Below are 21206 nucleotides of genomic sequence, written 5' to 3'. Positions count from 1 at the left end.
CGGGAATAGCTCAGTTGGTAGAGCACGACCTTGCCAAGGTCGGGGTCGCGAGTTCGAGTCTCGTTTCCCGCTCCAAATTCACAAGAACGCCGCTCATTGAGCGGCGTTTTTGTTTGCCTGCGATTCAACGCTGCAGCCAGTGCCCAGAAAAAAGGCCCGCCAGTACACCTGCGCGGGCCTTTGTCGTTTGCCTTGCCTACAGCGACAGCAGTAACCGCCCGGCGAACAGCAGCAGGATCAGCCCCATGCAGCGCTCGAACCAGTGCCCCAGGCGCATGAACAGCAAGCGCACCCGAGAGCTGGAGAAGAACAGCGCGACGATCACGAACCACAGCGCATTCACCAGGCACATCCAGGCGCCATATAGGGCCTGGATGCTCAGTGGGGTGGTGGCGCTGACCAGGGTGGTGAAGATCGCCAGGAAAAACAGGGTCGCCTTGGGGTTGGTGGCATTGGTCAGAAACCCCGTGGTAAAGGCTCGCAGCAAGGTCTGTTGGGGCTCATCGGTGGGCGCCTCGCCGGGAAGGCTGGTCTTGGCCTTGCTGCGCAGCAGGCTGATACCCAAGTACAGAATGTAGGTGCCGCCCAGTAGCTTGGCCGCGCTCAGCAACCAGGGCGTAGCGTGCATCAGGGCGCCCACCCCCAGCAGGGTGTAGAGCACGTGCACCGAGATGCCGGCGCCGATGCCCAGGGCGGTACAGACCCCGGTCATGCGGCCAAAGCGCACGCTCTGGCGGATGGTCACGGCAAAATCCGGCCCGGGAGCGACCACCGCGAGAAAGTGAACCAGGGCCAGGGCGAGGAACTCGCCAAGATAGTTGGACAGCATGCGGACTCCGCAAAGCAGGATGATTGAGCGGCAGGCCGTTTTCAGTCGAGGCTATAGCTGACCGAAAGGGTGCCTTTCTTGAGTGAGACCGCGGTGATGAGCACCGCGCCCAGCTGCTGCAGGTGGCTGACGTGGGTGCCGCCGCAACCATAGGCCGGCAGTTGGCCAAAGCTGATCTGGCGCGAACCGTCCGCCATTGTGCTATGCCGTTCCAGGTCGGCCTCTATCCACAGCGCAATCGCGTCCTGCACGCCGGCGCCGTCGATCTCCCGGGGCTGCTCTGCTGGTTTGAACGACACCCGGCCTTCACCTGGCCAGTGATGGGCCTTGATCGGTATCCAGCCCTGGCTTTGCACGAAGTGGCCGATCAGGTGCCCGGCGGAGTGCATGCGGCTGTTGAACAGGCGCGCGGCCTCATCGACCCGGGCCTCGAAAATGCCCGGCTCCAGCGGCTGGTCCAGGTAATGCACGATCTGCTCGCCTTCCTGGGCCACCCGCAGAACGGCGGCCTGGCCGATCCAGCCGGTATCGCTGGGCTGGCCGCCACCCTGGGGGTGGAAGGGCGTGGCGTTGAGGGTGACCGCGAATTGCTGTTCGTGGGGGATGCAGCTCAGGACCTCGACGGAGGTCAGTAACTGGTCATTGTCGTAATACAGGCGCCGCGTCATTTCTCTAACCCTGGAATTCAGTGTTTTTTTATTATGCGGCCTGGGCAATTGCGTGATAATCCGTTCGAAACTCAATGGACTATTGCGTCATGAGCATAAATCTACCCCTGCCTTTGCTGGCAGAAATGGCCATTTTCGTCAGGGTCGTGGAGACCGGCAGCTTCTCCGAGGCGGCACGCCAGCTGGGCTCCTCGCCTTCGGCGGTCAGCCGCAGCATCTCGCGCCTGGAAAAGGCCCTGGCCACCCGGTTGTTGCAGCGCACCACACGCAAGTTGCGCTTGAGCGACGGTGGCGAAGAGGTGTTCAAGCGTTGCAGTGAAATGGTCAGTGCGGCCCGTTCGGTGATGGAGGTCAGCGGCCAGTTCACCCACGAAGCCGAAGGCGTGGTGCGGGTCAGCGTGCCCAAGGCGGTGGGGCGTTTCGTGGTGCACCCGCATATGCCGGAGTTTCTGCGGCGCTATCCCCAGGTCGATGTGGAACTGCTGCATGAAGACCGCGATGTAGACCTGATCGACGACAACGTCGACCTGGCGATCCGCATCACCGACCGCCCGCCGCCCGGGTTGATCGGCCGCCAGCTGTTGCGCATCGATCACCTGCTCTGCGCCACCCCGCAGTACCTGGCCGAGCACGGTACGCCGGCCCATCCCCAGGACCTGCGCCAGCACAGTTGCATCTACCTGGGCGAGACCCCCAGCGATGCGCGCTGGAAATTCACCCAGGGCAGCAAGGCGGTCACGGTGGGGGTGCGCGGGCGCTATGCGGCCAACCACACCGGGGTGCGCCTGGATGCGGTGCTGCAACACCTGGGGATCGGCAGCCTGCCGTACTTCACCGCGCGCCATGCCCTGGAGCAGGGGCTGATCGTCCAGGTGCTGCCGGAGTGGACCTTCCTGGCCTCCTACCACGGCGGTGCCTGGCTGCTGCATTCACCGACCCGTTACCTGCCGCCCAAGTTGCGGGTTTTCATCGACTACCTGGTGGAGTGCCTGGCCAAGGAGCCGACCCTCAACCGCCCGGGCAAAGCGGAACGCCCGCTGTAGGAGCTGGCTTGCCAGCGAATTCTCTGACAGGCCGGCGCTAAAAGGCGCCCATGAAAAAGGCCCGCCGGGCGAACCGTGCGGGCCTTGGTTGCGCCGGGCGCAGTGATCAGTGCTTGCTGTCCTGGGCAGAAAGCGCCAGCAGCTGCTTTTCCTGGTTCCAGTCGAAGGGCTCGTCGTTCTGCTCGGCTTCGAAACGGCGCTCTTCCAGGGCCTGGTACAGGTCGATTTCTTCATCGGGCATGTAGTGCAGGCAGTCACCGGCGAAGAACCACAGCAGGTCACGAGGCACCAGGTGGGCGATCTGCGGGTAGCGCTGCATGATCTGGCACAGCAGGTCCTGGCCCAGGTACTGGCTTTCGATCGGGTCGATCGGCAGCGAGGCGCGCAGTTCGTCGAAGCGCTCCAGGAACAGCGCGTGGCTTTCCTCGGGCACCTGTTCGGCTTCACCTACGGCGACCAGGATGCTGCGCAGGTGGTCCAGCAGGACGAGATGATCGGCGACGATGTTGGACATGACAGGGTCCTCAAGAGCAAAACGGGCGCGGGAGTATATAGCTCCCGCGCCCGGTTTCATAATCGACCTGCCCCGAAGGCGGCCGTCTAGCGGGTCTTGCCTTCGCTCAGGGTCAGCTCCTCCTTGGCAAAATCATCCACATCGATGACCTTGCGCCGCGCCGCCTCGGCCTCGTGCAGGCTCTGGGCCTCGGCGGCCTGCAGCACGCCGGCTTCCAGCGCCGCGTCGATGGCCGATTCGCCGGCAGCCGGTTTGACCTGGCCGCTTTTCAGCGCTTCGTGGAGCTTCTTGTGCAACGGGTGCACGTCGCTCAGCAGGTTGCTGGCATGTTGCAGGGCGCCCACCGGGTCGTCCTTGGATTGCGGGCGGTAGCAGCCGGCAAGCACCGCTTCCAGGGCCGGATCGCCCTGGGCACGACCGATGATCGCCGCCACTTCGGCATCCAGCTGGTCCGATGGCCCGGTATGGCGACGGCCGAAGGGGAACACCAGCACCCGCAGCAGGCAACCGAACACCCGGTTGGGGAAGTTGCTGAGCAACTCGTCCAGGGCCCGTTCGGAATGCCCGAGGCTCTCTTCCATGGCCCAGGCGAGCAGGGGGCGCAGGTATTCCGGGGAGTCCAGGTCGTGGTAGCGCTTGAGCGCTGCCGACGCCAGGTACAGGTGGCTGAGCACATCCCCCAGGCGGGCGGAAAGGCGCTCGCGGCGTTTGAGTTCGCCCCCCAGCAGCATCATCGAGAAGTCCGCCAGCAGGGCGAAGGCCGCGGCCTGGCGGTTCAGGGCACGGAAGTAGCCCTGGCTGACCTTGTCTCCCGGAACGTGTTCGAAGTGGCCCAGGCCGAGGTTCAGCACCAGGGTGCTGGCGGCGTTGCTCACGGCGAAACCTATGTGCTTGAGCAGCAGGGCGTCGAACTCCTGCAGCGCCTGGTCGTGGTCTTCGCGACCGGCCAGGGCCATTTCCTTGAGCACGAACGGATGGCAGCGGATTGCCCCCTGGCCGAAGATCATCAGGTTGCGCGAAAGGATGTTGGCGCCTTCCACGGTGATGAAGATCGGCGCTCCTTGCCAGCTGCGGCCCAGGTAGTTGTTGGGGCCCATGATGATGCCCTTGCCGCCGTGCACGTCCATGGCGTGGCTGATGCACTCGCGGCCGCGCTCGGTGAGGTGGTACTTGAGGATCGCCGACAGCACCGAGGGTTTTTCCCCCAGGTCCACGGCGTTGGCAGTGAGCATGCGTGCACTGTCCATCAGCCAGGCATTGCCGCCGAGGCGGGCCAGAGCCTCCTGGATGCCCTCGAAGGCGGCGAGGGGCACGTTGAACTGCTCCCGCACCTGGGCGTACTGGCCGGTCACCAGGCTGGTGAATTTGGCGGCGCCGGTGCCCACCGCGGGCAGGGAGATCGAACGGCCCACGGACAGGCAATTCATCAGCATCATCCAGCCCTTGCCGAGCATTTCCTGGCCGCCGATGAGGAAGTCCAGGGGGATGAACACGTCCTTGCCGGAGTTCGGGCCGTTCATGAAGGCCGCGCCCAGGGGCAGGTGGCGGCGGCCGATATCCACCCCGGGGGTGTCGGTGGGGATCAGTGCCAGGCTGATGCCCAGGTCTTCCTGGTCGCCCAGCAGGTGGTCCGGGTCATGGGCCTTGAAGGCCAGGCCCAGCAGGGTGGCCACCGGGCCCAGGGTGATGTAGCGCTTTTCCCAGTTCAGGCGCAGGCCCAGGGTTTCTTCACCCTGCCATTGGCCTTTGCAGATGATCCCGGTGTCGGGCATGGCCCCTGCATCGGAGCCGGCCAGGGGGCCGGTGAGGGCGAAGCAGGGAATGTCGTCGCCCCGGGCCAGCCGCGGCAGGTAGTGATTGCGCTGTTCGTCGGTGCCGTAGTGCAGCAGCAGTTCGGCCGGGCCCAGGGAGTTGGGCACCATCACGGTGGAGGCCAGGTCGCCGCTGCGGGTGGCCAGCTTCATGGCCACCTGGGAGTGGGCGTAGGCCGAGAAGCCCTTGCCGCCGAACTCCTTGGGAATGATCAGGGCAAAGAAACCGTGCTCCTTGATGTGGGCCCAGGCTTCGGCCGGCAGGTCCATGTGCTGGCCGATCTGCCAGTCGCTGACCATGGCGCACAGCTCCTCGGTCGGGCCGTCGATGAACGCCTGCTCTTCTTCGGTCAACTGGGCCTTGGGGTAGGCCAGCAAGGTATTCCAGTCGGGGCGGCCACTGAACAGCTCGCCGTCCCACCAGACGGTGCCGGCATCGATGGCATCGCGCTCGGTCTGGGACATCGGCGGCAGAACCTTCTGGAACCAGCTGAACAGCGGCGCACTGAAATACTTGCGCCGCAGATCGGGCAGCAGCAGAGGGGCGGCGACCGCTGCCAGCAGCACCCAGAAAATCAGCAGCAGCCAGCCGGGGGCACGGCTAAAGGCGCCCATGGCCAAGAGGTAGATGGCGACCACGCCGAGGGCGGGCAGGGGGGCGGTACGGCGATGGGCCAGGTAGGCCACTGCGAGCACCAGAACCAGTATCCACAACAACAGCATATTCAATCCTCCGTGAAACCAGGGGTGAAATCACCCTCAGAGCGTAGTCGGCCTTCGACAGCGCGGGTGAGCAGGGCAGTGCGGGTGCAATGCAAGTCTGTATCTTGCGGGCCGGGCCCGGTTGATCGTGGGGGCCATGATCTTTGGCCGATACGTCGTTATCACTGGGGCGGACGCCTCGATAGACTCAGGCTTCCTCTCGGAGGTCATGCCCATGCACGAGTACCTGCGTCCCAGCCGCTTCATCGATAGTGACCACCCGGCGGTGGTGGAGTTCGCCGAAACTCATCGCGGTGCCAGCCGCGACCCCCGACAGCAAGCCGTCAGCCTCTATTACGCGGTGCGCGAGGCCGTACGCTACAACTTCTACAGTTTCAGCCGTGATCCCCAGACCTTGCGCGGCAGCCATGCCCTGGCCACCGGCGAGAGCTATTGCGTGCCCAAGGCCACCTTGCTCGCCGGTTGTGCCCGGCATTGCGGGATACCGGCGCGCATCGGCCTGGCCGATGTGCGCAATCACCTGTCCACACCCAGGCTGCTGGAGCTGCTGCGCAGCGATGTGTTCGCCATGCACGGCTACACCGAGTTCTATCTGCAGGGTCGTTGGGTCAAGGCCACGCCGGCGTTCAACCGGCAATTGTGTGAAATGTTCGATGTGGCGCCGCTGGATTTCGACGGCCTGGAGGACAGCGTTTTCCAGCCTTTCAATCGCCAGGGCGAACAGTCGATGGAGTACCTGGTGGACCACGGGCAGTTTGCCGACGTGCCGCAGGAGCTGTTTTTCGGCCACCTGGAAAAATGCTACCCGCACCTGTTCGACGCGCAGCAGCCGCAAGTGCTGGCAGACCTGCGCGGCGATTTGAGTCGCGGCTGATCAGGCGTAGACTGCCCCGGCATTCATTACTGAGGGATGGTCATGCTGAAGATCTGGGGTCGCAAGAACTCGTCGAATGTCAGGAAGGCACTCTGGTGCGCGCAGGAACTGGGGCTCGCCTATGAGTCCCTGGACGCCGGCGGCGCCTTTGGGGTGGTGGACACCCCGGCGTACCGGGCGCTGAACCCCAATGGCCGGATTCCACTGATTGAAGACGGCGACTTCGTGCTCTGGGAGTCCAACACCATCGTGCGCTACCTGGCTGCGCGCTACGCCGCCGATAGCCACTGGTACCCGGCCGACGTGCAACTGCGGGCCAGCGCCGAGAAGTGGATGGACTGGACCACCTCGACCTTCGCTGAACCCTTCCGGCATCTGTTCTGGGGCGTATTGCGCACCCCGGCCGAGCAGCAGGACTGGGCGCAGATCAACGCCGCCAAGGCCACGTGTGCCGAGCTGCTGGCGCGGGTCGATCAGGCCCTGGGCGAGCAGCCTTACCTGTCCGGGCAGGAGATCGGCGTGGGCGACATTCCCCTCGGCAGTTTCATCTACGCTTGGTTCGAGATGCCCATCGAGCGTCCTTCCATGCCCCATCTGCAAGCCTGGTATGAGCGCTTGAAACAGCGCCCGGCCTATCGCCAGGCCGTGATGACCGCGTTGACTTAATACCCACTATCGATACGGGTGACTGTACTTGCACGACGCAGGCACGCAACATGGCGGGCGTCCGGCGTCGTTGCAATCGGCTCGGGCCGCCCTTACTTATAAAATTCCCCCTTCTTGGTGCATGAATCCGATATGAGTTCCGCTCTGTCCATCCGGCAGCTAACCAAAACCTACGGCAACGGTTTCCAGGCCCTGAGTGGTATCGATCTGGATGTCGCCGAAGGTGACTTTTTCGCCCTGCTCGGCCCTAACGGGGCCGGCAAATCCACCACCATCGGCATTCTCTCGACCCTGGTGAACAAGACCAGCGGTACGGTGAGCGTCTTCGGCCACGACCTGGATCGTGAGCCGGCGGCGCTCAAGCGTTGCATCGGCGTGGTGCCGCAGGAATTCAACTTCAACCAGTTCGAGAAAACCTTCGACATCGTCGTGACCCAGGCCGGCTACTACGGCATTCCGGCGAAGATCGCCAAGCAGCGCGCCGAGCAGTACCTGACCCAGCTCGGCCTGTGGGACAAGCGCGATGTGCCTTCGCGTTCCCTGTCCGGTGGCATGAAGCGGCGCCTGATGATCGCCCGCGCGCTGGTGCATGAACCGCGCCTGTTGATCCTTGACGAACCTACCGCCGGGGTCGATATCGAGCTGCGCCGTTCCATGTGGAGCTTTCTCACCGAGCTCAACCAGAAAGGCATCACCATCATCCTCACCACCCACTACCTGGAAGAGGCTGAGCAGCTGTGCCGCAACATCGGCATCATCGACCACGGCACCATCGTCGAGAACACCAGCATGCGCCAGTTGCTCAGCCAGCTGCATGTGGAGACTTTCCTCCTCGACCTGAAGAACGACCTGAGCGTGGCGCCGCAACTGGCCGGCTATCCGACCCGGCTGGTGGACAGCCATACCCTGGAGGTCCAGGTGGACAAGGCCGTGGGCATCACCGCGCTGTTCGGCCAACTGGCCCTGCAGAACATCGAGGTGCTGAGCCTGCGTAACAAAACCAACCGTCTTGAGGAGTTGTTCGTGTCCCTGGTGGAGAAGAATCTGTCGAAGGTGGCGGTATGAGTTCGGAGTTCAAACCCAACCTGGTGGCGCTCAACACCATTGTTTATCGCGAAGTCCGGCGCTTCACCCGGATCTGGCCGCAGACCCTGCTGCCCCCGGCCATCACCATGGTCCTGTACTTCGTCATCTTCGGTAACCTGATCGGCCGGCAGATCGGCGACATGGGTGGTTTCACCTACATGGAGTACATCGTCCCGGGGCTGATCATGATGTCGGTGATCACCAACTCCTACGGCAACGTGGTATCGAGCTTCTTCGGCAGCAAGTTCCAGCGCTCCATCGAGGAGTTGATGGTCTCGCCGTTGTCGCCCCATACCATTCTCATCGGCTACACCTTGGGCGGGGTGCTGCGGGGGCTGATGGTGGGGGTCATCGTGACGCTGCTGTCGCTGTTCTTCACCACGCTGCAGGTGCACCACCTGGGCATCACGGTGCTGGTGGTAGTGCTGACCGCGACCATCTTCTCGCTGCTGGGCTTCATCAACGCAGTCTTTGCACGCAACTTCGACGATATCTCGATCATCCCGACCTTCGTGCTGACGCCCCTGACCTACCTGGGCGGGGTGTTCTACTCGATCAACCTGCTGCCGCCGTTCTGGCAGACGGTGTCCCTGGCCAACCCGGTGCTGCACATGGTCAACGCCTTCCGTTTCGGCATCCTCGGGGTGTCGGACATCAAGATCAGCATCGCCATTACCTTCATGCTGGTGGCCACCCTGGTGCTGTACATCGGTTGCGCACGGCTGCTGGTGAGCGGGCGCGGCATGCGTCAGTAAATGCCTTTAGTGCGTCATGCAAACGGCCTCCCTCGGGAGGCCGTTTTCGTTGGTCACTGCCGTTGCTGCTTGCGCCTGGACCATTGGCGCGCGACCCACCAGCGCCAATAGAGCATGGTCAGGCAATAGGCAGTGGCCCCCAGCACCAGCCCGGCCACCACCGAGCCGAGGAGGAAGGGTTGCCACAGGGTTGCCAGCTGGCTGCTGATCCACTCCCAGGTCAGCTCGTCGGGCAGGGTGCGCGGCGGCACGTTCATCAGCCAGGCCCCCAGTTGGTAGGTGCAGAAGAACACCGGCGGCATGGTGATGGGGTTGGTCAACCAGACCAGGCTGACACTGATGGGCATATTGCCGCGCAGCCAGATGGCCAGTACCGCAGCCAGCAACATCTGCATCGGAATGGGAATAAAGGCGGCGAACAGGCCCACGGCCATGGCCCGGGCCACCGAGTGTCGATTGAGGTGCCAGAGGTTGGCGTCATGCAGCAGGGTGCCGAGAAAGCGTAAGGACTTGTGTTCCCGGATGCTGGTCGGATCTGGCATGTAACGTTTGAATAAGCGCCGGGGCATAAGGCTTCTCGGTCGGGTCAGGCGACGATTATGACCGGATTCTAGTCGGCGAAAATTCAGACATTGTGACAAATGATAAAGCCGTGCTGCCCATCCTCGACTAAGCCAAGAGTATGAACTCCCAAGGAGGGGCGGGCGGATGAGTAGCGCAATGCTGGCGCTGGCTGCGGGGCTGCTGGCGCTGGGTTTCATGCCGGCCTTGCCCCCAGGCTGGCTGCTGCTGTGTATGGCGATACTGGCCTTGATGCTGTTGCCGTTTCGTACACATCCGGTGGCATTTTTCCTGTTCGGTTTCACCTGGGCCTGTGTCTCCGCGCAGTCGGCCCTGGATGATCGCCTGGCGCCGCGCCTGGAGTCACAGACCCGCTGGCTGGAGGGGCGGGTGAGCGGCCTGCCGGAGCAGGCGGGCGGCGTGGTGCGTTTCGAGCTGGAAGATGCCCAGGCCCGCCGTGAGCGGCTGCCCCGGCGCATGCGCCTGGCCTGGCGTGAGGGCCCGGCGCTCAAGAGTGGCGAGCGCTGGCGGCTGGCGGTCAAGCTTCGCCAGCCGATGGGTTTGTTGAATCCCCAGGGCTTCGATTACCAGGCCTGGCTGCTGGCGCGCCGTATCGGCGCCACCGGCACGGTCAAGGCCGGGCAGTTGCTGGCACCGGCCCCGCAGGCCTGGCGGCAAGGCTTGCGCCAGCGCTTGCTAGAGGTCGAGGCTCAGGGACGCGGTGCGGGGCTGGCGGCGCTGGTGATGGGCGACGGTTCCGGCCTGACGCGGCAAGACTGGCAGCTGTTGCAGGACACCGGCACCGTCCACCTGATGGTGATTTCCGGGCAGCACATCAGCCTGCTGGCTGGGGTGATCTATTTCGCGGTGGCCGGGCTGGCCCGCCATGGTCACTGGCCCGAGCGCTTGCCGTGGTTGCCCTGGGCCTGTGCCCTGGCCTGGCTCGGCGCCCTGGGCTACGGCCTGCTGGCGGGGTTCGATGTGCCAGTGCAGCGCGCCTGTGTGATGGTCGCCCTGGTACTGCTCTGGCGCATGCGCTTTCGCCATCTGCGGGCCGGCTGGCCCCTGCTGCTGGCGTTGAATGCGGTGTTGCTGGCCGAGCCGCTGGCCAGCTTGCAGGCGGGGTTCTGGCTGTCCTTTGCCGCAGTGGCAATCCTGATCTTGATCTTTGCCGGGCGCCTGGGGGCGTGGAGCTGGTGGCAGGGCTGGACCCGGGCCCAATGGTTGATCGCCATTGGCCTGCTGCCGCCGTTGCTGGCTCTGGGGCTGCCTATCAGCCTCAGCGGGCCGCTGGCCAATTTGCTGGCGGTGCCCTGGATCAGCTTTCTGGTGTTGCCGCCGGCTTTGCTCGGCAGCCTGCTGCTGCCGGTGCCTCATGTGGGTGAGGGCCTGTTGTGGCTGGCCGGTGGATTGCTGGACGGGTTGTTCCGCTTGCTCGGATTGATTGCCGGTGGGTGGCCGGCCTGGGTGCCGCCGCAGATCCCTCTGTGGCTCTGGAGCATGAATGCTCTGGGCTGCCTGTTGCTGCTGTTGCCCAGGGGCGTGCCCATGCGGGTTCTGGGTTGGCCGCTGTTGCTCCTGGCGGTCTGGCCACCCCTGGCGCGCGTGCCCGAAGGCGAGGTGGAGGTCTGGCAGCTTGATGTGGGGCAGGGCCTGTCATTCATCCTGCGGACCCGTGATCACGCCCTGCTGTATGACGCTGGCGCGCGGGTCGCCGAGTTCGACCTGGGAGAGCGAGTGGTAGTGCCGACCCTGCACAGGCTCGGCATCCGGCGGCTGGACCTGATGCTGCTCAGCCATGCCGACAACGACCATGCCGGTGGCGCCCAGGCGGTGCAGCGCGCAATGCCCGTGGGCGAGGTCCGCGGAGGCCAGCCCGAAGCCTTGCCCGCGGGCCTGCAGGCAAGGCCTTGCGACAGTGGGCTGAGCTGGGTGTGGAATGGCGTGCGCTTTCGCCAGTGGCAATGGGCGGCGGCGACCGACGGCAATCAGGCTTCGTGCGTGCTCCAGGTCGAGGCTGCCGGCGAGCGCCTGCTGCTCACCGGGGACATCGACGCCCGTGCCGAGCGAGCCTTGCTCGACAGCCCGCTGGCGGTGCGGACCCACTGGCTGCAGGCACCCCATCACGGCAGCCGCACCTCTTCATCCATGGCCTTGCTGCAACGGCTGGCCCCCGACGCGGTGCTGATTTCCCGTGGGCGGGGCAATGCCTTCGGCCACCCCCATCCTCAAGTGCTGGCACGCTATCGGCGCCTGGACATGGCAATTTATGACAGCGCCGAACAGGGCGCCCTGAGGCTGCAACTGGGGGCCTTCGGAGCGGCGCATGGCCTTCGCGAGCAGCGGCGATTCTGGCGTGAGCCGCCCGCAATGCCTTAAATAACCGTGGGTTATTAAAGCCTGTGAGCATGCGACATCACGGTCTTCGGTGCGTCCGGCCCCTATGTTAGAGTGGCGCACTTTTTCGAGGGGGCTGTCACTGTGTGGGAATTGGTCAAATCCGGCGGCTGGATGATGTTGCCGATCATTCTGAGTTCCATTGCTGCCGTGGGCATCATTGCCGAGCGTCTGTGGACCCTGCGGGCCAGTCGTGTCACCCCGCCCCACCTGCTGGGGCAGGTCTGGCGCTGGATCAAGGACAAGCAGCTGAACAAGGAAAAGCTCAAGGAACTGCGCGCCGATTCGCCCCTGGGCGAGATTCTGGCGGCGGGCCTGGCCAACTCCAAGCATGGCCGCGAGATCATGAAGGAATGCATCGAAGAGGCTGCCGCCCGGGTCATCCATGAGCTGGAGCGCTACCTCAACGCCCTCGGCACCATTGCCGCCATGGCACCGCTGCTGGGGCTGCTGGGCACCGTGCTGGGCATGATCGACATCTTCAGTTCGTTCATGGGCTCGGGCATGACCACCAACGCGCACATCCTCGCAGGCGGTATTTCCAAAGCACTGATCACCACCGCCGCCGGCCTGATGGTGGGCATTCCCTCGGTGTTCTTCCACCGCTTCCTGCAACGCCGGGTCGATGAACTGGTGGTGGGCATGGAGCAGGAGGCGATCAAGCTGGTGGAAGTGATCCAGGGCGACCGCGATGTCGATCTGGCCGAGGGCAAAGCGTGAAATTCCGTCGCAAGCCCCGGGAAACCGTGGACATCAACCTGGCGTCGTTGATCGACGTGGTGTTCATCCTGCTGCTGTTCTTTGTTGTCACCACCACCTTCACCCGGGAAACCGAGCTGCGGGTCGACCTGCCGGAAGCGGTCAGCGGCTCGCCGGCCGAAGACCAGCAGGTCAAGCAAGTGGATATCGCCATCAGCGCCGACGGCGTGTTTTCGGTGAACAACCAGGTCCTGCCCAAAAATGACCTGGAGACCTTGATCGAGGCCCTGCAGAAGGAGTCGGCGGGCGACACCAACCTGCCGCTGTCCATCAGCGCCGACGGCAAGACCCAGCATCAAGCGGTGATCACTGCCATGGATGCAGCCGGCAAGCTCGGTTTCAGCCACCTGCGCATGACCACCGTCGAGGCGGACCCGGCACCCTGATGGCACTTTCCGATCGCCTGCTCAATGCCTGGTACAACGGCCACCCCGCGCTGAAACTGCTGCGCCCCCTGGAATGCCTGTATCGCCGAGTGGTGACGGGCAAGCGCCAGCGCTTTCTTGCCGGTGAGGGGGCGATCTATCAACCACCTGTGCCGCTGATCGTGGTGGGTAACATCACTGTCGGCGGCACCGGCAAGACGCCGTTGATCCTGTGGCTGGTGGAGCACTGCCAGCGCCTCGGGTTGCGGGTCGGGGTGGTCAGCCGCGGCTACGGTGCCAAGCCGGCGCAACTGCCCTGGCGCGTCAGCGCCGAAGATTGCGCCGCGGTGGCCGGTGATGAGCCGCTGCTGATCGTCCAGCGCTGCGGCGTGCCGCTGATGATCGATCCGGATCGCGGCCGCGCGGTACAGGCCCTGCTGGCCGCCGAGCCGCTGGACCTGATCCTCTCCGACGACGGCCTGCAGCACTACCGCCTGGCCCGTGACCTGGAGCTGGTGCTGATCGATGCCGCCCGCGGCCTGGGCAACCGCCGCTGCCTGCCTGCCGGGCCGCTGCGCGAGCCGGCGGAGCGTTTGCAGAGCGTCGACGCGGTGCTCTACAACGGCGCAGTTGATGACCGTGACGAGGGGTTCGCCTTTCATCTCAAGCCCTCGGTGCTGGTCAACCTGCGCAGTGGCGAGCGTCGTGCGCTGGAGCATTTCGCCCCCGGCCAGGCGCTGCATGCGGTGGCGGGCATCGGCAATCCCCAGCGTTTCTTCAACACCCTTGAAACGCTACACTGGCGGCCTGTTCCCCATGCATTTGCCGATCACGCTCAATACAGTGCGCAGGCCTTGACCTTCACCCCGTCATTGCCGCTGGTCATGACCGAGAAAGATGCGGTCAAGTGCCGGGCTTTCGCGGCAGACGACTGGTGGTACCTGGCGGTCGATGCCCAGCCTTCGCCGGCCTTCGTCGCCTGGTTCGACACCCAGTTGATGCGCCTGCTGCCTGATCGTCTGCTGCCTTAATTCGCTTTTATCCAGGGAATCCTCATGGACACCAAACTGCTCGACATCCTCGCCTGCCCGATCTGCAAAGGCCCCCTCAAACTCAGCGCCGACAAGACCGAGCTGATCAGCAAGGGCGCGGGCCTTGCCTATCCGATTCGCGATGGCATCCCGGTGATGCTGGAAAGCGAAGCGCGCACCCTGACCACCGAAGAGCGCCTGGACAAATGAGCAGCGCCTTTACCGTTGTCATCCCGGCGCGCTACGCCTCCACTCGCCTGCCAGGCAAGCCGCTGCAACTGATCGCCGGCAAGCCGATGATCCAGTGGGTCTGGGAACAGGCGCGCAAGAGCAGCGCCGAGCGGGTCGTGGTGGCCACCGATGATCAGCGCATCGTCGAGGCCTGCCAGGGCTTTGGCGCCGAGGCGCTGCTGACCCGGGAAGATCACAACTCCGGCACCGACCGGCTGGCGGAAGTCGCCGCCCAGCTGGGCCTGGCCGCGGATGCGATCGTGGTCAACGTACAAGGCGACGAGCCGTTGATCCCGCCGTCGGTGATCGATCAGGTAGCGGCCAACCTGGCAGCCCACACCGAAGCGCGCATGGCCACCCTGGCCGAGCCGATCGAGGACGTGCAGACCCTGTTCAACCCCAATGTGGTCAAGGTGGTCAGCGACCTCAACGGCCTGGCCCTGACCTTCAGCCGCGCCACCTTGCCCTGGGCCCGGGATGCCTTTGCCCAGAGTCGTGAGCAACTGCCCGAAGGCGTGCCTTATCGCCGTCACATCGGCATCTATGCCTACCGCGCCGGCTTTCTTCACGACTTCGTCAGTTGGGGCCCGTGCTGGCTGGAAAACACCGAATCCCTGGAGCAACTGCGTGCCCTGTGGCATGGCGTGCGGATCCACGTGGCCGACGCCCTGGAAGCACCGCCTACCGGCGTCGATACTGCCGAAGACCTTGAGCGCGTTCGGCGCCTGCTGGAGGCCTGATGCGGGTTCTGTTCGTCTGCCTGGGCAATATCTGCCGCTCGCCCACCGCCGAAGGCGTGCTGCGCCGCAAGTTGCACGAGGCCGGCCTGGGTGACCAGGTGCAGGTCGCCTCTGCGGGCACCAGCGACTGGCACATCGGCAAGGCCCCGGACAAGCGCAGCCAGCAGGCTGCCTTGCGGCGCGGCTACGACCTGTCGGCGCAACGGGCGCAGCAGGTCGGCAGCGCCGATTTCGCTGCCTATGACCTGATCTTCGCCATGGACCAGAGCAACCTGCGCAACCTCAAGGCCCTGCAACCGGCCCGGGGCAAGGCCGAGCTGGACCTGTTCCTGCGTCGCTACGAGGGGGCGCTGGATGAAGTGCCGGATCCGTACTACGACGGCGAGCAGGGTTTCGAGCAGGTGCTGGACCTGATCGAGGATGCCTGCGACCGGCTAGTGGTCGAATTGAAGGGGCGGCTATGACCCTGGACATTCAGGCCGATGTGTCCCTCAAGCCGTTCAACAGCTTCGGGGTCGAGGTCAAGGCGAAGTGGTTTGCCCAGGCCCACAGCGATGACGAGGTACGCGAGGCCCTGGCCTATTGCGCTACCCACCAGTTGCCGCTGCTGGTGATCGGCGGCGGCAGCAACCTGCTGCTGACGGCGGATATCCAGGCCCTGGTGCTGCGCATGGCCACTCGTGGCATTCGCCTGCTCAGCGATGACGGGCAGCGGGTGGTGGTCGAGGCCGAGGCCGGGGAAACCTGGCATCCCTTTGTCCAGTGGACCCTGGAGCAGGGCCTGTCCGGGCTGGAGAACCTGAGCCTGATTCCCGGCACCGTCGGCGCCGCACCGATGCAGAACATCGGCGCCTATGGGGTGGAGATCAAGGACGTGTTCGCCGGCCTGACCGCCCTCGATCGGCAGACCGGCGAGCTGCGGGAGTTCGACCTGGCGCAGTGCCAGTTCGCGTACCGCGACAGCCTGTTCAAGCATCAGGCCGGTCGCTGGTTGATCCTGCGGGTGCGCTTTGCCCTGAACCGTGTCGATCACCTGCATCTGGAATACGGCCCGGTGCGCCAGCGCCTGAGCGAGCAGGGCATCGAACAGCCGACGGCCAGCGATGTCAGCCGGGCGATCTGCAGCATCCGCAGCGAAAAGCTCCCGGACCCTGCGGTGCTGGGCAATGCCGGCAGCTTCTTCAAGAACCCGGTGGTGCCGGCGGCACTGGCGGCGCAGATCAAGCAGTCGCATCCGGGGCTGGTGGGTTACCCCCAGGCCGATGGGCAGGTGAAGCTGGCGGCCGGTTGGCTGATCGAACAGGCGGGCTGGAAGGGCTTTCGCGAGGCGGATGCCGGGGTCCATCGCTTGCAATCGCTGGTGCTGGTCAACTATGGCGGCGCCAGCGGCCTGCAGTTGCTGGAACTGGCGCGGCGGATCCAGCGCGATATCGCCGAGCGTTTCAGTGTCGAGCTGGAGATGGAGCCCAACCTCTATTAGCGAGAGCCGGCTTGCGGTGGATAGCAAAAAGCCTTGCCTGGCTGACGTTCGGGCAAGGCTTTTTTGTTAATTGCGGCTTAACTTAGCAGGCTAAGAATCAGCTTTTTGCTGTTCCCAAAGGCCCGGTGAAGCCTGTCTTCACAAGAGAGCCCGATTAGCCTGAGCCGATCTGCGTGCACCGCAGCCGCGGTACTGCACGGCGGATGACTCGACCCCATCACTCAGAAAATGCGGGCGTGCCCATGATTACCCTGAAGCTCAACGGTCAAGATCATCAACTGGACGTCACCGAGGACATGCCGCTGCTGTGGGCTATCCGCGACGTGGCGGGCTACAACGGTACCAAGTTCGGCTGCGGCATGGGCCTGTGCGGCGCCTGTACGATTCATATCGACGGCGACCCGGCGCGCAGTTGCATCACGCCGATAGGCTCGGTGCAGGGCAAGAACGTCAGCACCATCGACAACCTGCATACCGACCCGGTAGGGCAGGTGGTGCAGCAGGCCTGGCTGGATACGGCGGTGGCCCAGTGCGGTTACTGCCAGGGCGGGCAGATCATGTCGGCCACTGCCTTGCTCAAGGTCCACCCCAACCCCAGCGACGAGCAGATCGAAGAGGCGATGCTCGGCAATATCTGCCGCTGCGGTACTTACAACCGGATCAAGACCGCGATCCGCCAGGCTTCCAGCCATCTGCAGGAGGCCAAGGCATGAACCGCCTACCGCAGGATTTTGCCCTGAGCAACCTCAGCCGCCGGGGCTTTCTCAAAGGTGTGGGGGCCACCGGGGCCCTGGTGCTGGCTGCGAGCTGGGGCTGGCAGGAGGCCTTTGCCGAGGACAAGAAATTCGGTGCCGACGGCATGCCCCACGGCTGGGTCGATGACCCCAAGGTCTACGTGAGCATTGCCAGCGACGGCAGCGTCACGGTGATCTGCAATCGCTCGGAGATGGGCCAGGGCGTGCGCACCAGCCTGAGCATGGTGGTGGCCGACGAACTGGACGCCGACTGGGCGCAGGTCAAGGTGCGCCAGGCACCGGGTGACGAGGTGCTCTTCGGCAACCAGGACACCGACGGCTCGCGCAGCATGCGTCATTGGTACGAGCCCATGCGCCGCTGTGGCGCGGCTGCGCGGACCATGCTGGAACAGGCCGCCGCTGCGCAGTGGCAGGTGCCATTGGCGCAGTGTCGGGCGCAGTTGCACAAGGTGGTTCACCAGCCCACCGGGCGTGAGCTGGGCTATGGCGCCCTGGCCGCTGCGGCAGGCGCCCTGGCGGTGCCTGCCCGGGATAGCCTGCGCCTGAAGCAGCCCGGGGAGTTCCGCTACATCGGCAAGGAGGCCACCCGGGCCATCGATGGCCAGGACATCGTCAACGGCCGTGCGGTGTACGGCGCCGATGTGCATTTCGACGGCATGCTGTTCGCGGCGGTGGCGCGGCCCCGGGTGTATGGCGGCAAGGTCAAGTCGGTGGATGACAGCGCAGCCTTGAAGGTACCGGGGGTGATCAAGGTCATGCCCATCGACAGCCGCCCCTTGCCTTCGGAGTTCCAGCCCCTGGGCGGCGTGGCTGTGGTGGCGAGCAACACCTGGGCGGCGATCAAGGGCCGCGATGCCTTGAGGATCGAGTGGGAGGATGGCGCCAACGCTGGCTACGACTCCATCCAATACCGCAAGCAACTGGAGGCGGCGGCGCGGCAACCGGGCAAGGTGGTGCGCAGTACCGGCAACCTGGATGAGGCCCTGAAGGGCGCCGAGAGCAGCCTGGAGGCCAGCTATTACCTGCCGCACCTGGCCCAGGCGCCGATGGAGCCCATGGTGGCCGTGGCGCGATTCCAGGACGGTCGCTGCGAGGCGTGGGCACCGAGCCAGGCGCCACAGGTGACCCGCGAGCGAATCGCCGAACGCCTGGGGATCGGCTTCGAGCAGGTCACGGTGAACGTCACGCTGCTGGGCGGCGGCTTCGGGCGCAAGTCCAAGCCCGACTTCATCCTGGAGGCGGCGATCCTGGCCAAGGCCTTTCCCGGCAAGGCGGTGCGGGTGCAGTGGACCCGCGAGGACGATATCCACAACTCCTACTTCCATACCGTGTCGGCGGAATACCTCAAGGCCGGGCTGAACAAGGACGGCCTGCCGGCGGCCTGGCTGCACCGCACCGTGGCGCCGAGCATCACCGCGCTGTTCGCCCCGGGGATGAATCACGAAGGCGCCTTCGAGCTGGGCATGGGCTTTACCAACATGGCCTACGCGATTCCCAACGTGCGCCTGGAAAACCCCGAGGCCGCGGCCCATACCCGGGTCGGCTGGTACCGTTCGGTGTCGAACATTCCCCATGGCTTCGCGATCCAGAGTTTTGTCGACGAACTGGCCCACAAGGCCGGCCAGGATCCGCTGCAGTACCAGCTCAAGCTGCTGGGGGCGGATCGTCAGATCGACCCCCGAACCCTGAGCGAAGAGTGGAACTACGGCGAATCCCCCGAGCGCTACCCCATTGATACCGGGCGCCTGCGCACGGTGCTGGAAACCGCAGCCAAGGCGGCCGGCTGGGGGCGCTCGCTGCCCAAGGGGCGCGGTCTGGGGCTGGCCGTGCACTACAGCTTCGTGACCTATGTGGCGGCGGTGATCGAGGTGGAAGTGAAGGACGATGGCACGCTGATCGTGCATCAGGCCGATATCGCCGTGGATTGCGGCCCGCAGATCAACCCCGAGCGTATCCGCTCGCAATTCGAAGGGGCTTGCGTCATGGGCCTGGGCAATGCGGTGCTGGGGGAGATCAGCTTCAAGGAGGGCAAGGTCCAGCAGGACAATTTCCATATGTACGAAGTGGCGCGCATGTCCCTGGCGCCGAAACAGGTGCAGGTGCACCTGGTGACGCCGCCGGGGGACGTGCCCCTGGGCGGGGTGGGAGAGCCCGGTGTGCCGCCGATTGCGCCGGCCCTGTGCAACGCGATCTTCGCCGCCACCGGCAAGCGCATACGCAACCTGCCGGTGCGCTACCAGTTGCAGGGCTGGCAGCAGGCGAGCGCCTGATGGACAGCGTCGACCTGAATGTCCTGCGCAGTGTCCTGGAATGGCGGCGCGCCGGGCGCGGCGTGCTGCTGTACAGCGTGGTGCAGACCTGGGGCAGCGCGCCGCGGCCACCCGGCGCCATGCTGGCCTTGCGCGACGACGGGGTGGTGATCGGCTCGGTGTCCGGAGGCTGTATCGAGGATGACCTGATCAGCCGCCAGGGCGATGGGCGCCTGTCTCGCCACGGGCCGCCGGTGCAACTGGTGACTTACGGCGTGACCCTGGAGGAAGCGGCGCGATTCGGCCTGCCCTGTGGCGGCACCTTGCGCCTCACCGAAGAGCGGGTTGGCGACCCGGCCTGGGTCGCCGAATTGCTCCAGCGCTGCGAGGCACACCAGATCGTGGCCCGGGAGCTGAACCTGGGCACCGGCCAGGTGCTGCTCAAGACGGCGAACCGCGGCGATGAATTGGCGTTTGACGGGGTCACCCTGCGGGCGATCTACGGACCGCGCTGGCGCTTGCTGCTGATCGGCGCCGGGCAGTTGTCGCGCTATGTGGCGCAGATGGCCCGCTTGCTGGATTTCGAAGTGCTGATCTGCGATCCGCGCCAGGAGTTCGTGCATGGCTGGGAGGGGCAGGATGGACGTTTTGTCGCCGGGATGCCCGACGATGCGGTGCTGAGCATCGAGCCCGACGAGCGCACGGCAGTGGTGGCCCTGACCCATGATCCGCGCCTGGATGACATGGCGCTGCTGACGGCGCTCGACTCCCGGGCATTTTACGTCGGCGCCCTGGGGTCCCGGGCCAACAGCCAGAAACGCCGGGACAATCTGGCGCTGCTGGGTCTTTCGGCGCAGGCCATCGAGCGCTTGCACGGGCCGGTCGGATTGCCCATCGGCAGCCATACGCCGGCGGAGATTGCCTTGTCGTTGCTGGCGGAAATCGTCGCGCTGAAAAATGGCGTCGAACCGCTGCAGAAGAAGCTCCCGGTGCGAGTGGCGGAGACGGTGAGGTGAGCCGCAAGCCTTGCGCGATCATCCTGGCGGCGGGGCAGGGCAGGCGTTTTCGCCAGGTGGCCGGGGCCGGGCAGGACAAGCTGTTGGCGCCCTGCCGCGGGCGTGACGGGGTGCAGCGGCCGGTGCTGGAGCAGGTGCTGGTGAGCCTGCCGGTGGACGTTGCCCGGCGAGTACTGGTGACCACGGCGGATCGACCCCAGGTGGCGGATCTGGCGCGTGCCTACGGTTGTCAGGTACTGGTGCTGGAGTCCGTGGGCATGGGGCATAGCCTGGCCGCGGCAGTGGCTGCCTGCGCCGATGCTCATGGCTGGATGGTCTGGCTGGGGGACATGCCCTTTATCCTGCCCGCCACCGCCAGTCGGGTGATGGAGGCAATGACCGAGGAGGGCATCAGCGTGCCGCGGCTGGGGGATGAGTTGGGTCATCCGGTGGGCTTTGGCCGGTCTTATGGCGCAGCGTTGCAGGGCCTGTCTGGTGATCGGGGAGCCCGGCCGCTGTTCGCTTCGGGGCGGGTGGTGGAAGTTCCGGTGACGGATCCAGGGGTGACCTGGGATGTGGACGTTCCGCAGGCGTTGCTGTTTCCGGATTGTCAGGTGCTCCAGGTATAAAAAAGCCCCGCCCGGTTACCCGGGCGGGGCTTTTTCATGGGCTGC

General features: G+C 65.1%; 22 protein-coding genes. 17 read left to right on the top strand and 5 right to left on the bottom strand.

The window, feature by feature from the left end:
- Nucleotides 1-196 precede the first annotated feature (196 nt).
- A complete protein-coding gene (locus AC1RMG_RS28145; RefSeq protein WP_011060089.1) occupies nucleotides 197-829 on the bottom strand; it encodes a LysE family translocator in 633 nt (210 codons plus the stop codon).
- Nucleotides 830-870: 41 nt separating this feature from the next.
- Complete coding sequence (locus AC1RMG_RS28140; RefSeq protein ID WP_194237970.1) at nucleotides 871-1497, bottom strand: alanyl-tRNA editing protein; 627 nt, start codon at nucleotides 1495-1497, stop codon at nucleotides 871-873.
- An 89-nt stretch (nucleotides 1498-1586) separates the two neighbouring features.
- Between AC1RMG_RS28140 and AC1RMG_RS28135 the strand changes: the two genes are divergently transcribed.
- Nucleotides 1587-2540, top strand: a complete 954-nt coding sequence (locus tag AC1RMG_RS28135) for a LysR family transcriptional regulator (RefSeq protein ID WP_011060091.1) — start codon at nucleotides 1587-1589, stop codon at nucleotides 2538-2540.
- A gap of 106 nt (nucleotides 2541-2646) precedes the next feature.
- Here AC1RMG_RS28135 and AC1RMG_RS28130 read toward each other — a convergent pair whose 3' ends face one another.
- Both AC1RMG_RS28130 and AC1RMG_RS28125 read right to left on the bottom strand, forming a co-directional pair.
- Nucleotides 2647-3054 carry a PA2817 family protein gene (locus AC1RMG_RS28130; protein WP_011060092.1) on the bottom strand — a complete coding sequence of 136 codons (408 nt, stop codon included), beginning with the start codon at nucleotides 3052-3054 and terminating at the stop codon, nucleotides 2647-2649.
- A gap of 86 nt (nucleotides 3055-3140) precedes the next feature.
- Nucleotides 3141-5588, bottom strand: a complete 2448-nt coding sequence (locus tag AC1RMG_RS28125; protein ID WP_493170786.1) for an acyl-CoA dehydrogenase — start codon at nucleotides 5586-5588, stop codon at nucleotides 3141-3143.
- A gap of 214 nt (nucleotides 5589-5802) precedes the next feature.
- Here AC1RMG_RS28125 and AC1RMG_RS28120 point away from each other — a divergent pair, with 214 nt between their 5' ends.
- The 4 genes from AC1RMG_RS28120 to AC1RMG_RS28105 all read left to right on the top strand — a co-directional run bounded on the left by AC1RMG_RS28120 (nucleotide 5803) and on the right by AC1RMG_RS28105 (nucleotide 8969).
- The gene (locus AC1RMG_RS28120) at nucleotides 5803-6462 is read left to right on the top strand and encodes a transglutaminase-like domain-containing protein (protein ID WP_011060094.1); all 660 of its coding nucleotides are present in this window, start codon (nucleotides 5803-5805) and stop codon (nucleotides 6460-6462) included.
- Between the two features lie 42 nt (nucleotides 6463-6504).
- The gene (locus tag AC1RMG_RS28115) at nucleotides 6505-7128 is read left to right on the top strand and encodes a glutathione S-transferase family protein (RefSeq protein ID WP_011060095.1); all 624 of its coding nucleotides are present in this window, start codon (nucleotides 6505-6507) and stop codon (nucleotides 7126-7128) included.
- Nucleotides 7129-7260: 132 nt separating this feature from the next.
- On the top strand, nucleotides 7261-8193 hold the full coding sequence (locus AC1RMG_RS28110; RefSeq protein ID WP_011060096.1) for an ABC transporter ATP-binding protein: 933 nt from the start codon (nucleotides 7261-7263) through the stop codon (nucleotides 8191-8193).
- Complete coding sequence (locus AC1RMG_RS28105; protein WP_011060097.1) at nucleotides 8190-8969, top strand: ABC transporter permease; 780 nt, start codon at nucleotides 8190-8192, stop codon at nucleotides 8967-8969. Before AC1RMG_RS28110 ends, AC1RMG_RS28105 begins: the two co-directional genes overlap by 4 nt.
- Before the next feature lie 53 nt (nucleotides 8970-9022).
- On the opposite strand, the gene AC1RMG_RS28100 is transcribed toward AC1RMG_RS28105, so the two are convergent.
- On the bottom strand, nucleotides 9023-9538 hold the full coding sequence (locus AC1RMG_RS28100) for a DUF2062 domain-containing protein (RefSeq protein WP_015634695.1): 516 nt from the start codon (nucleotides 9536-9538) through the stop codon (nucleotides 9023-9025).
- Nucleotides 9539-9677: 139 nt separating this feature from the next.
- Between AC1RMG_RS28100 and AC1RMG_RS28095 the strand changes: the two genes are divergently transcribed.
- From AC1RMG_RS28095 to AC1RMG_RS28040, 12 genes are all read left to right on the top strand, one after another.
- Nucleotides 9678-11909, top strand: a complete 2232-nt coding sequence (locus tag AC1RMG_RS28095) for a DNA internalization-related competence protein ComEC/Rec2 (RefSeq protein ID WP_401156734.1) — start codon at nucleotides 9678-9680, stop codon at nucleotides 11907-11909.
- A gap of 102 nt (nucleotides 11910-12011) precedes the next feature.
- The gene (locus AC1RMG_RS28090) at nucleotides 12012-12647 is read left to right on the top strand and encodes a MotA/TolQ/ExbB proton channel family protein (protein WP_011060100.1); all 636 of its coding nucleotides are present in this window, start codon (nucleotides 12012-12014) and stop codon (nucleotides 12645-12647) included.
- Nucleotides 12644-13072 (top strand): ExbD/TolR family protein, encoded by a 429-nt coding sequence (locus AC1RMG_RS28085; RefSeq protein ID WP_152686047.1) that lies wholly within the window; start codon nucleotides 12644-12646, stop codon nucleotides 13070-13072. Before AC1RMG_RS28090 ends, AC1RMG_RS28085 begins: the two co-directional genes overlap by 4 nt.
- Nucleotides 13072-14082, top strand: coding sequence for a tetraacyldisaccharide 4'-kinase (gene lpxK, locus AC1RMG_RS28080; protein WP_015634697.1), 1011 nt, complete (start codon nucleotides 13072-13074; stop codon nucleotides 14080-14082). The genes AC1RMG_RS28085 and lpxK overlap by 1 nt, the downstream gene beginning before the upstream one ends.
- A 24-nt stretch (nucleotides 14083-14106) precedes the next feature.
- Nucleotides 14107-14292, top strand: a complete 186-nt coding sequence (locus tag AC1RMG_RS28075; protein ID WP_011060103.1) for a Trm112 family protein — start codon at nucleotides 14107-14109, stop codon at nucleotides 14290-14292.
- A complete protein-coding gene (kdsB, locus tag AC1RMG_RS28070) occupies nucleotides 14289-15053 on the top strand; it encodes a 3-deoxy-manno-octulosonate cytidylyltransferase (protein WP_011060104.1) in 765 nt (254 codons plus the stop codon). The genes AC1RMG_RS28075 and kdsB overlap by 4 nt, the downstream gene beginning before the upstream one ends.
- On the top strand, nucleotides 15053-15517 hold the full coding sequence (locus AC1RMG_RS28065; protein ID WP_041116777.1) for a low molecular weight protein-tyrosine-phosphatase: 465 nt from the start codon (nucleotides 15053-15055) through the stop codon (nucleotides 15515-15517). Before kdsB ends, AC1RMG_RS28065 begins: the two co-directional genes overlap by 1 nt.
- Nucleotides 15514-16533 carry a UDP-N-acetylmuramate dehydrogenase gene (murB, locus tag AC1RMG_RS28060; RefSeq protein WP_011060106.1) on the top strand — a complete coding sequence of 340 codons (1020 nt, stop codon included), beginning with the start codon at nucleotides 15514-15516 and terminating at the stop codon, nucleotides 16531-16533. Before AC1RMG_RS28065 ends, murB begins: the two co-directional genes overlap by 4 nt.
- 242 nt (nucleotides 16534-16775) lie before the next feature.
- Nucleotides 16776-17246, top strand: coding sequence for a (2Fe-2S)-binding protein (locus AC1RMG_RS28055; RefSeq protein ID WP_011060107.1), 471 nt, complete (start codon nucleotides 16776-16778; stop codon nucleotides 17244-17246).
- Nucleotides 17243-19558, top strand: coding sequence for a xanthine dehydrogenase family protein molybdopterin-binding subunit (locus AC1RMG_RS28050; protein WP_493170783.1), 2316 nt, complete (start codon nucleotides 17243-17245; stop codon nucleotides 19556-19558). Before AC1RMG_RS28055 ends, AC1RMG_RS28050 begins: the two co-directional genes overlap by 4 nt.
- Nucleotides 19558-20553 (top strand): XdhC family protein, encoded by a 996-nt coding sequence (locus AC1RMG_RS28045; RefSeq protein ID WP_019092974.1) that lies wholly within the window; start codon nucleotides 19558-19560, stop codon nucleotides 20551-20553. The genes AC1RMG_RS28050 and AC1RMG_RS28045 overlap by 1 nt, the downstream gene beginning before the upstream one ends.
- Nucleotides 20550-21161, top strand: coding sequence for a nucleotidyltransferase family protein (locus AC1RMG_RS28040; protein WP_125062682.1), 612 nt, complete (start codon nucleotides 20550-20552; stop codon nucleotides 21159-21161). Before AC1RMG_RS28045 ends, AC1RMG_RS28040 begins: the two co-directional genes overlap by 4 nt.
- Nucleotides 21162-21206 lie beyond the last annotated feature (45 nt).

Source organism: Pseudomonas sp. GW822-FHT04H02 (assembly GCF_058800645.1).
Note: the sequence above shows the minus strand (reverse complement) of the source record. Positions and strands in the feature narration are given on the sequence as shown.

Coding starts and splice junctions, on each gene's coding strand:
- AC1RMG_RS28145 (WP_011060089.1), bottom strand. CDS start 829: ATGCTGTCCAACTATCTTGGCGAGTTCCTCGCCCTGGCCCTGGTTCAC.
- AC1RMG_RS28140 (WP_194237970.1), bottom strand. CDS start 1,497: ATGACGCGGCGCCTGTATTACGACAATGACCAGTTACTGACCTCCGTC.
- AC1RMG_RS28135 (WP_011060091.1), top strand. CDS start 1,587: ATGAGCATAAATCTACCCCTGCCTTTGCTGGCAGAAATGGCCATTTTC.
- AC1RMG_RS28130 (WP_011060092.1), bottom strand. CDS start 3,054: ATGTCCAACATCGTCGCCGATCATCTCGTCCTGCTGGACCACCTGCGC.
- AC1RMG_RS28125 (WP_493170786.1), bottom strand. CDS start 5,588: ATGCTGTTGTTGTGGATACTGGTTCTGGTGCTCGCAGTGGCCTACCTG.
- AC1RMG_RS28120 (WP_011060094.1), top strand. CDS start 5,803: ATGCACGAGTACCTGCGTCCCAGCCGCTTCATCGATAGTGACCACCCG.
- AC1RMG_RS28115 (WP_011060095.1), top strand. CDS start 6,505: ATGCTGAAGATCTGGGGTCGCAAGAACTCGTCGAATGTCAGGAAGGCA.
- AC1RMG_RS28110 (WP_011060096.1), top strand. CDS start 7,261: ATGAGTTCCGCTCTGTCCATCCGGCAGCTAACCAAAACCTACGGCAAC.
- AC1RMG_RS28105 (WP_011060097.1), top strand. CDS start 8,190: ATGAGTTCGGAGTTCAAACCCAACCTGGTGGCGCTCAACACCATTGTT.
- AC1RMG_RS28100 (WP_015634695.1), bottom strand. CDS start 9,538: ATGCCCCGGCGCTTATTCAAACGTTACATGCCAGATCCGACCAGCATC.
- AC1RMG_RS28095 (WP_401156734.1), top strand. CDS start 9,678: ATGAGTAGCGCAATGCTGGCGCTGGCTGCGGGGCTGCTGGCGCTGGGT.
- lpxK (WP_015634697.1), top strand. CDS start 13,072: ATGGCACTTTCCGATCGCCTGCTCAATGCCTGGTACAACGGCCACCCC.
- AC1RMG_RS28075 (WP_011060103.1), top strand. CDS start 14,107: ATGGACACCAAACTGCTCGACATCCTCGCCTGCCCGATCTGCAAAGGC.
- kdsB (WP_011060104.1), top strand. CDS start 14,289: ATGAGCAGCGCCTTTACCGTTGTCATCCCGGCGCGCTACGCCTCCACT.
- AC1RMG_RS28065 (WP_041116777.1), top strand. CDS start 15,053: ATGCGGGTTCTGTTCGTCTGCCTGGGCAATATCTGCCGCTCGCCCACC.
- murB (WP_011060106.1), top strand. CDS start 15,514: ATGACCCTGGACATTCAGGCCGATGTGTCCCTCAAGCCGTTCAACAGC.
- AC1RMG_RS28055 (WP_011060107.1), top strand. CDS start 16,776: ATGATTACCCTGAAGCTCAACGGTCAAGATCATCAACTGGACGTCACC.
- AC1RMG_RS28050 (WP_493170783.1), top strand. CDS start 17,243: ATGAACCGCCTACCGCAGGATTTTGCCCTGAGCAACCTCAGCCGCCGG.
- AC1RMG_RS28045 (WP_019092974.1), top strand. CDS start 19,558: ATGGACAGCGTCGACCTGAATGTCCTGCGCAGTGTCCTGGAATGGCGG.